This is a genomic window from Spirochaetia bacterium 38H-sp, assembly GCA_039023545.1.
GTDB lineage: Bacteria > Spirochaetota > Spirochaetia > Winmispirales > Winmispiraceae > Rarispira > Rarispira pelagica.
Genome location: JBCHKQ010000011.1, coordinates 1 through 3,041 on the forward strand (window position 1 = coordinate 1; position 3,041 = coordinate 3,041).

Genomic DNA, 3,041 nt, shown 5'->3' on the forward strand with positions numbered 1-3,041 from the left:
CCTGTTATTACATCAGACTTAAGCTTTTGTCCAAAATCATGGGTCCGATATACAGGTTTCTTATTTAACTACATGTAAAAAAACTTCAATAATTCATCCGAAATCTTATTACTTCTAATAACAACACCCTTATATCTGATTTAAGATTTTCGCTTTCTTTAAGCAAATCTATTGATTTTTCTCTGATTGGATTTCCAACAAAAAATGTTATCTCCTCAAAAATTCTATCCGCATATTCAATTGTCATATAGTATTCTCTATTGGAAACAAAAGGTAAAAAAATGCGCGAATTATATGTTTCTTTCTTAAAAATATCAAGCAATCCTATTACTGCCCTACCATTTTTGATTTTCACATCCTCCTTACCTATCGTAAAAACCTGTTTACCATCCTTATAATACATCTCAATTCGAATAATTCTAATCCCACTCTTAACTTTTGAATTTGATATAATTAGATTTCCACTACTAATAGCTATATTATATTCATTTATCTCCTCTTCACCTGAACAGCTTATTAACATAATGCTTATAATAAATACTATTATAAATTTTCTGACACCCATGTAACCGCCTCCGATAAAATACCTGAATTCTGTAAAATTCTACTCATTTCTCTAATTACTTTTTGCTCAGCATTTGAAAGTCCACTACCATATCTTGCTTTATAATATAATAAAGCAAAGTCACCTACCATTTGCGCTTGACTCTCCAAATAGGGCATATCAGACAATTCATTGTATTCAGCCAGATCAGTTATCTTATAGTCACCAAAAGAATACACATCAAAACCAGTAGAATAAAGTAATTGCTCATTTGCCAGCTGATCCCATGCCGAACTTCCTAATGTAGGAAGAGGAATAAAACCTGTGCCATAATTATCTATAATATATTGAATCTGATGAAAATCTTCATCGATCCGGCTCTGTTACCATGACTACTCTCAATTCTTACATTTTCTATAGCTTTTGCTCCTATAGAACCAAAAATCTCAACAATGAACATTTTCTCATCACGAGTAATCCCCCTCCTACCATCCGGATCAATATACTTCACCGGATTATTCCCCGCATAATGGTAAGATGCAAGCTTCCCTTCTCTAAAACCAGTCAGCAAAATTATAACTCAATCTTTTATACCTTGCTTCAAATTTTTTTACACCGAACGTCGGGACTGCGCCCTATAAAGCCCACTACCCAAGCAGGACGCAGCCCCTCCTGCCTCCGGCTAACACGGGGCAAAGGCAGGCGCGCTGTATTAGCCGGTTACTTTTCAACTACCAAATTGCGAACTTGATTTTACACTAAACACAAAATGGTCATAACAAGCCTTCTGTCTACTGAACTACAAGCAGCTCTCCCACACGCCTTTAAACCATATCTATCGGTTAGGAACTCTTCTCTTCCATATTGCATGTATACACATGTTTTCATATTTTGTTCCAGGATATACATCTAGGATTGTAATTGTAATATCCTCAACCTTAATCAGTCTACCAAATTCTAACACTTGTGGATTAGGCGTATCTGCTATATCAAAATCCTTCTCAAAACCAACTTCTTTACACGTAACACGTATCTTCTTGGGTCTAGCATTCTGGGTATATAAATAGGGCTTCTCATATGACACATATCCGGAAAAGATTATGAGAGAATCCAGCTCCGTATAACCTTTTAGTGTGATCCACTCCCCGGTCCCCGATCCTTTTGCACCTTCTACCCAAGGAGTCTCGAGATCTATGGTGTTAATGTTATCAATCGCATAAATAACGTTTCCCTCCTTTAACTCACTACTTGCAGAGATAATTCTGGAAGATGCTGCTCCAAGATCATTCATCTCCCCTTCAAATCTAAAGCTTTTTATCCATATGTCATAGAAGCTCTTTTTTCCTTTCGTGTACAAAATCATAAAAAGGTCATTATACAGCACGAGATACTCTTCTACTCTTCCCTCTTTGTAAATGCGCAAAAATGGAATCTTGTGCACATATTCAAGTTCATACCGGTATACTTTCTCTCCTTCTTTTAGATCATCAAAGGCTATTTGATTATTATCCCTAAACTCCACATTTGTAGCCATAGCCTTGATATATCTTGTGCCTGGCGGTATAGTTTGTGCATAAAATGGGAAACTTACCATCAGCAACATCATTATACCCAAACTCGTATGTTTACTCATTCTATACCCCTTATCTTTACAGGGATGGTATCACCCCTTTTTTTTGGGCTTCTGTCCGTTAAATCCCCTTTATACTCAAAACCCATTCCTTTCAAAATATTTGTTATTTCATTGAAACCTTCGAGTTTAGTAATTTGACATCCTAAACCATAAGGCTGATTCCAAGGACCTCCAGTTCTTCTTGTAAACTGATTCGGATGTATCAAGTAATCATCATCGATTGTAACTTCTAATTCCTCATTCACTAAATGGATAGGATTTAAATAACTGCCACTAGATTTTAATAGATAACCAGTATATTCTCCTTCTGGTAATGTTCTTCCCTCATAACCTGGTTGCCCTAATCTAGGATGATCTGCTGTAGATTGGACAGCTACCTTATTTAAAGACATAGCAAGAAATTTTATATTCAATTCAGAGCGATAATATTTCCCATTATTTCCATTATCTTCTTCACTCCTTTGAATGTCAATTGTAATACCACTTCTTATAGAATCTCCTAATAGAGGTATATTGCTTAATCCTTGCAAAACAGAAGTAAAAATTGATTGAAATACATTTTGTTCCCTCCCATCCGGATCAATATACTTCACCGGATTATTCCCCGCATAGTGGTAAAGCTGCAGGTTTACAAGATTGTACACACCTCCCATACCGGGCAGGCTCCGGTTGTGCTTACGCGCCTCATCACTTACAGGCGCCAGCGGTATGTAGTCCCCAAGCGCAGGGTCTGAGCTTATCCACCTTGAGGTCTTAGGATCAAGATACCTTGCTCCGTAATAATACAGCCCTGTCTCCTCATCAAGCTCCTTGCCCGTAAACCTGTACAGCGTACTGTACAGATTAAGACTGTCCTTACTCTCT

At 37.1% G+C, this 3,041-nt stretch carries 5 protein-coding genes; all 5 read right to left on the reverse strand.

The genetic code is table 11. From position 1 onward, the window contains the following. Nucleotides 1-85: 85 nt before the first annotated feature. A complete protein-coding gene (locus tag WKV44_10465) occupies nt 86-565 on the reverse strand; it encodes a hypothetical protein (protein ID MEM5948958.1) in 480 nt (159 codons plus the stop codon). Further along, nucleotides 544-783, reverse strand: a complete 240-nt coding sequence (locus WKV44_10470; GenBank protein MEM5948959.1) for a hypothetical protein — start codon at nt 781-783, stop codon at nt 544-546. Before WKV44_10470 ends, WKV44_10465 begins: the two co-directional genes overlap by 22 nt. 98 nt (nt 784-881) lie before the next feature. After that, nucleotides 882-1,055: a hypothetical protein gene (locus WKV44_10475; protein ID MEM5948960.1), complete on the reverse strand. Its 174-nt coding sequence runs from the start codon at nt 1,053-1,055 to the stop codon at nt 882-884. 324 nt (nt 1,056-1,379) lie between these two features. Further along, nucleotides 1,380-2,177 (reverse strand): hypothetical protein, encoded by a 798-nt coding sequence (locus tag WKV44_10480; protein ID MEM5948961.1) that lies wholly within the window; start codon nt 2,175-2,177, stop codon nt 1,380-1,382. Further along, nucleotides 2,174-3,041, reverse strand: an 868-nt coding sequence (locus tag WKV44_10485) for an RHS repeat-associated core domain-containing protein (GenBank protein MEM5948962.1), incomplete at its 5' end; no start/stop codon positions are given. The genes WKV44_10480 and WKV44_10485, both read right to left, overlap by 4 nt.